This window comes from Rhodoferax sp. (assembly GCF_014859475.1).
Lineage (GTDB): Bacteria > Pseudomonadota > Gammaproteobacteria > Burkholderiales > Burkholderiaceae_C > Rhodoferax.
In genome coordinates this window covers 1-5,567 of record NZ_JACUUE010000164.1, presented here as the reverse complement: position 1 = coordinate 5,567, position 5,567 = coordinate 1, and the positions used below count along the sequence as shown (strand labels likewise).

At 62.3% G+C, this 5,567-nt stretch carries 6 protein-coding genes and 1 pseudogene; all 7 read left to right on the top strand.

All coding sequences use genetic code 11. The features are described 5' to 3' along the window. Nucleotides 1-766 precede the first annotated feature (766 nt). The 7 genes and pseudogenes from IBX54_RS11915 (at nt 767) to IBX54_RS11885 (ending at nt 5,501) form a co-directional block, all read left to right on the top strand. Nucleotides 767-988, top strand: a complete 222-nt coding sequence (locus tag IBX54_RS11915; protein ID WP_296542870.1) for a hypothetical protein — start codon at nt 767-769, stop codon at nt 986-988. A 203-nt stretch (nt 989-1,191) separates the two neighbouring features. Further along, nucleotides 1,192-1,431, top strand: a pseudogene (locus tag IBX54_RS11910) (type II toxin-antitoxin system RelE/ParE family toxin). Between the two features lie 53 nt (nt 1,432-1,484). Next, a complete protein-coding gene (locus IBX54_RS11905; RefSeq protein ID WP_296542869.1) occupies nt 1,485-1,709 on the top strand; it encodes a DUF6364 family protein in 225 nt (74 codons plus the stop codon). A 4-nt stretch (nt 1,710-1,713) separates the two neighbouring features. Beyond that, a complete protein-coding gene (locus tag IBX54_RS11900; protein ID WP_296542868.1) occupies nt 1,714-2,127 on the top strand; it encodes a PIN domain-containing protein in 414 nt (137 codons plus the stop codon). Between the two features lie 10 nt (nt 2,128-2,137). Further along, nucleotides 2,138-3,844, top strand: a complete 1,707-nt coding sequence (locus IBX54_RS11895) for an MBL fold metallo-hydrolase (RefSeq protein WP_296542867.1) — start codon at nt 2,138-2,140, stop codon at nt 3,842-3,844. A 13-nt stretch (nt 3,845-3,857) separates the two neighbouring features. Next, nucleotides 3,858-4,673: a zinc-dependent peptidase gene (locus tag IBX54_RS11890; protein WP_296542866.1), complete on the top strand. Its 816-nt coding sequence runs from the start codon at nt 3,858-3,860 to the stop codon at nt 4,671-4,673. A gap of 30 nt (nt 4,674-4,703) precedes the next feature. Then, nucleotides 4,704-5,501: an RNA pseudouridine synthase gene (locus tag IBX54_RS11885; RefSeq protein WP_296542865.1), complete on the top strand. Its 798-nt coding sequence runs from the start codon at nt 4,704-4,706 to the stop codon at nt 5,499-5,501. The last annotated feature ends 66 nt before the right edge of the window (nt 5,502-5,567 follow it).

The window sequence follows — 5,567 nt, the reverse complement described above, 5'->3', positions numbered from 1 at the left end:
TCAGCGAAGCCTTGCATTCTAGCACGCCTTTTTTGCGTTTTTCTTAGAAATTTTGTTTTTATTAAAGACCGTCACGGAACAGTGCGCGATTGGTTCGCCACATTTTGCTTGAGAACACCGCAAGTGCACGTCACATGCGCTACTTCGTGTTGATTGTGACGTGCACTTGCGGTGTTGTCCGTATGTGGGAATCAACTTGACAGTGCCAAGTTTCCCAGTGGTGCTCACGCCGCCGTCCGTTCTACCTCATAGGGCGGAACATGGCGATGACATTTGGCCATTATTTTCGTCAGATTCGGGGCGAAAGCGGGAACCGCCAAAAATGCCGGCAGGGCAGTGCGCAGTGCACTTGCGACGATCACTTCAGAGGGCTCATGGCTGGATTCATGTTGTGCAGCCAACGCGGCCTGCTGTGGCTCAAGGTGCTGGACAGGGCACCTGAAACGGCGCTGGCTGCGCTGAGCTGATGCTGGATGCGCCGCCGATGCCCTGCGGTTCAGGCTGAAGGCTGGCCCGCACTGCGCCCAAATCTTCGGCCATGGCTCGCCGCTCTGCCGCACTGAGTTGCGGGCCTTGCGTCAGCAGCTTGATTTCTGGCGAAGCACATCACCAGCCGTCGCGCAAAACATGCCGCAGCAGTCGGCCTTGCCTGTCCCGATAAACATCAAAGTCAGAGTCGATCGTCAACACATGACGAATTTGATGGCGGGACGCTGCTTCAGCGACCGAAGCATCGACCAGGTCAAACGGCAAATCCTGTCACTATATGATCGATTGGAACTTTGATGAAGATCGCAGCCGCATTCGAACAGGCTACGGTCCGGAGAACGTCACACGGCTACGCCGCTTTGCCGTGGGTGTACTCAACCTCATTGGCGACAAGAAAGCCAGCATCGCTGAAAAAATGGCCAAGCTCAACCGCAACACCCGCTTGGTCTTTGATTACCTGCGCATGACGAAAAACACCACTGGACATGCTGGCGCATGAGTGTTTCGGCGAGAACAAATTTACCGTGGGTTCTTTCGTGACATCACCACGGAGCGGTTGCGCCGAGGCGTTTTCACAAGCGTGCCCGAATTGGAGGCTGCAATCAATGAATACGTCGCCCATCACAACAAAGACCCCAAGCCATTTATCTGGACCAAAAGCGCTCGCGATATATTGCAGAAGGTCATCCGAGCAAACTCTCGATTAAGTTCTAAACAGAATGAAACATTACACTAGCCTACGCCCACATTGGTCGCCATCCTGCGACAGGTTCACCGCGTTATGCACACGATTTGAACCTGCCTGGTCTGCGCTTTTGGCCACTGGCTCGCTACCCGCACCTTGTGTTTTACGTTGAGCGGCCAGATCACATCGATGTTTGGCCCGTGCTGCATGGCGCGCGGGACATTCCGCAGTGGATGTTCGCGGTCGAGGATTTTTGACGGGTTCCGCAAATCAACACATAATACGTGCACACAATTTGCACAGGGGCACCATGAACATCACACTTTCTGTTGACGAGCAAGTCGCAGCCCGGGCACGCGAGGCTGCAAAAAAGCTGGGCAAGAGTCTCAATCAGGTGGTGCGCGACTATCTTGAGCAGTTGGCAGGCAGTGCCCGCCGCAGCCAAAGCTGGGACCAATTTGAACAGCGCTGTTTGCAGTCGAACGCCAAACTCGATGGCTGGCAGTTCGATCGTGATGAAGCCAACGCGCGCTAAGCTGATGGCGGCAAGAAGTTTCATCGACACCAATGTGCTGATCTATGCCGAAGTCAGCGATGCACCGGCAAAGCAGCGTGCGGCGCTGACGCTGCTTAAACAACTTTTTGAAAGCACCGAGGGTGTTTTGTCCACGCAGGTACTGCAGGAATATTGCAACGTTGCGCTTAAAAGGCTCAAGCTGCCTGCCCAGCACGTTCGCGCGCAGCTTGACTTGTATGAGCAGTTTGAAGTGGTTCAGGTCACGCCGGCCGTGATTCGTGCCGGGCTGGATCTGCACCAGACGCGCAGCGTGGCTTTTTATGATGCCCTCATCATGGCCAGCGCCCAACTGGCGGGTTGCAGCGTGCTGTTCAGCGAGGGCATGAATGCGGGTAAAACCATGACCGGGGTTCGCATCGTCAATCCGTTTGCCTGATTCGCTGCCCATGCCCCGCCCATCCCAGCTGCTGCACCCCGCCCGAGCGCCCGTTGCCACTCGCGCTGCCGCCACCGTGCTGCTGCTGCGCGACACGCCTGACGGGCTGGAGGTGCTGATGACGCGACGCTCCAACACGGCCAGTTTTGTGCCCGGCGCCTATGTGTTTCCGGGCGGCTGCATCGATGCGGCAGACGGCTGCTGTCACGCGCTGGCGCAGCGCCGCGCCACGCAAAGCGCCCCGGCATTAACGCAGGCCATTGCCGCCATTCGCGAGAGTTTTGAAGAACTGGGCGTGCTGTTGGCGCGCCATGCCGATGGCAGCTGGGCCACGCAGGCCGAGGTGGACGCGCTGGACCGCCAAGGCAACTTTGGTGCCCAGTGCGCGGCGCGTGGCCTGACGCTGGCCGCCAGCGACATGCATGTGCTGGCGCGCTGGATCACCGGCCTCGACCTGCCCAAGCGTTTCGATGCGACGTTTCTGGTGGCGGGCGTGCCGCCCGGGCAAACGCCGGTGGCCGACCAGACCGAGCAGTTCGAGCCGGTCTGGGTGCGGCCAAACGATGCGCTGGCGCGGCACCAGGCAGGCAGCTTTTTCATGATCTACCCGACCATCGTCACGCTGGAGCGCCTGCACGGGCTGGCCACGGTCGATGCCGTGCTGCAAGCCTGCGCTGTGTCCGAAGAACCGCTGTGGTGCAGTTGCCCGCGCACCGGGCTGCTGGCCGGGCGCGAGGCGCGCTATATGGAACACGAGTCGGCCTATGGCGAACTGGCGCTGGTGTGCCCGCACGGGCAGATTGCCCACCCGCTTGACTGGCAATACGAGCAGGCCGTGCCCTTGCTCAAAAACCTGCAACGCCTCACCGCGCCCAACCCCGGCGCCATGACCGGCCCCGGCACCAACAGCTACCTGGTGGGCGACCCCGGCACCGGCTTTATCGCCATCGACCCCGGCCCGGCGGATGAGGAGCACCTGGAAAAACTGTGGCGCGCGGCGGGTGGCGACATTCGCATGATCGTTTGCACGCACTCGCACCCCGACCACGCGCCCGGCGCCAAACCACTGCAGGCCATGTGCGCCAACAAGCCGCCGATTCTGGGGCTGCCGAGTGCGGCCACGGCGCGCGCCCACAGCGCTTTTGTGCCGGACAGGGTGTTGCAGGATGGCGAGTTGTTGGTACTTGGCAGGACAGCCTTCGCGGCGGGGGCGCCGCTCCTACAGGGTAGCGGGGCATTCGGGGCGCGAAGGATGTCTGACACCACGCACACCTTGCAGGTCATTCACACCCCCGGCCACGCCGCCAACCACCTGTGTTTGCTGCTGCTCGAAGACGGCTTGCTGTTCAGCGGCGACCACATTCTGAACGGCAGCACCACGGTGGTGGACCCACCCGATGGCGACATGTGCGACTACCTGAACTCGCTGGACTTGCTGCACGACGCCTGCACCACGCACCGGCTCAAGTTCATCCTGCCCGCGCATGGCTATGCGATCGGCGGGCCGGACGACGAGGCACAAGCGGCAATAGCCCGGCTCAAGGCCCACCGCCTGCAGCGCGAAGCCAAGGTGATGGCCGCCATGCAGGCGCAGCCCGACGGCACGCTCGACGACTGGCTGACGCAGGTGTATGCCGATGTGCCGCAGCGCATGTGGCCGGTGGCCAAACGCTCGCTGATGGCGCATGTGGCGCGCATCACCGCCCTGATGCCATAGGCCACGCACAGCGATGCCCGCTGTCATCATTGCCTGCCTCGGGCTGCTGCTGGTGCTGTGGCTGGTGGGCGCGCCCTGGCTGCTTGAGCGCAAGCGTCGGCGCCTTCGTGCCCGGCCGTTTCCGGCGCCCTGGCGCGCGGTGCTGCAGCAGCGCGTGCCCTACGTGCGCCGGCTGCCCGCCGACCTGCAATTGCAGCTCAAGCAGCACATGCAGGTGTTCCTGGCCGAGAAGGCGTTCATCGGCTGCAACGGGCTTGAGATCAGCGACGAGATTCGCGTCACCATTGCCGCCCACGCCTGCCTGTTGATCCTGAACCGCCCCAGCGGCTACTACCCCAATCTGCGGCAGATTCTGGTTTACCCCGACAGTTTTGTGGTGCAGCGCGACCAGGTGGACCACATCGGCCTGACGCGTCGCTCGCGCGAAGTGCTGGCGGGAGAGTCGTGGTCAGAGGGGCAGGTCATTTTGTCGTGGCAAGACACGCTGGCCGGCGCGGCGGTGGTGGACGACGGGCAAAACGTGGCCATTCATGAATTTGCCCACCAGCTCGACCAGGAAAGCGGCAGCGCCAACGGCGCGCCCATGCTCGGGCAGCACTCGCAGCAACGCTGGTCGAGCGTGCTCGGCAGCGAATTTGCCACCCTGCAAGCGCGCGTGACGCGCGGCGCGCCGTCGCTGTTTTGCGATTATGGGGCCACCGACCCAGGTGAATTTTTTGCCGTGATTTCCGAGGTGTTTTTTGAACAGCCCGAGGCCATGGCCCAGGAGCACCCGGCGCTGTACCGGGAGCTAAGCCAGTTTTACCAGCTGGACCCGCTGAGCTGGTAGCTGACACACCATTGGTTACCATTGCGGCCAATGATCAAACCTCACAAAACCGCGCCACCGCCCAAGCCACTCACCCAGGACGGCGAGCGCCTGTCCAAACGCGTGGCGCACCTGATGCGCTGCTCGCGCCGCGAGGCCGAGCAGTACATCGAGGGCGGCTGGGTCAGCGTGAACGGCCGTGTGGTCGAAGAGCCCATGGCGCGCGTGACCGACCAGAGCGTGGTGGTGGACCCGCACGCCAGCCTGATGGCACAGCTTGATGTCACGCTGCTGCTGCACAAGCCGCCCGGCTTCGAGACCATGGCGGCACTTGGTGAGGCGAACAAGCGCGTCAAACCCGCGCACCAGCTGCTGCTGCCCGCCAACCACTGGCCACAAGACCCGGCCGGTGTGCGGCTGCTGAAACACCACTTTGCCAAGCTCAGCGCCTGCGTGCCTTTGGAGCTTGCGGCCAGCGGCCTGGTGGTGTTCACACAAGACTGGCGCGTGCTGCGCAAGCTCACCGAGGACGCGGCCTTCATGGAGCACGAGCTGGTGGTGGAAGTGGCGGGCGAAGTGGCGCCAGACATTTTGCAGCGCCTGAACGCGGGCCTGAGCAGCGACGGCCAGCCGCTGCCGCCGGTCAGGGTCAGCATCAACAGCACGTCAGACACGTCCACCCGGCTGCGCTTTGCCTTGAAGGGCGCACACCCCGGCTTGATCGCCTACCTGTGCGAGCGCGTCGGCCTGCACATCCAGAGCATCAAGCGCCAGCGCGTGGGCCGGGTGGCTTTGTCAGGCCTGCCCGAAGGCCAGTGGCGCTACCTGCACGAAGGCGAGCGGTTTTAACGTGAAAGAACGTCGTCATTGCGAACGAAGTGACGCAATCCATGTCCCCGGACTGCATGGACTGCC

Bases quoted from the DNA above. Each gene is read 5' to 3' on its own strand.
- IBX54_RS11915 (WP_296542870.1), top strand. From the start codon at position 767: ATGATCGATTGGAACTTTGATGAAGATCGCAGCCGCATTCGAACAGGC.
- IBX54_RS11905 (WP_296542869.1), top strand. From the start codon at position 1,485: ATGAACATCACACTTTCTGTTGACGAGCAAGTCGCAGCCCGGGCACGC.
- IBX54_RS11900 (WP_296542868.1), top strand. From the start codon at position 1,714: ATGGCGGCAAGAAGTTTCATCGACACCAATGTGCTGATCTATGCCGAA.
- IBX54_RS11895 (WP_296542867.1), top strand. From the start codon at position 2,138: ATGCCCCGCCCATCCCAGCTGCTGCACCCCGCCCGAGCGCCCGTTGCC.
- IBX54_RS11890 (WP_296542866.1), top strand. From the start codon at position 3,858: ATGCCCGCTGTCATCATTGCCTGCCTCGGGCTGCTGCTGGTGCTGTGG.
- IBX54_RS11885 (WP_296542865.1), top strand. From the start codon at position 4,704: ATGATCAAACCTCACAAAACCGCGCCACCGCCCAAGCCACTCACCCAG.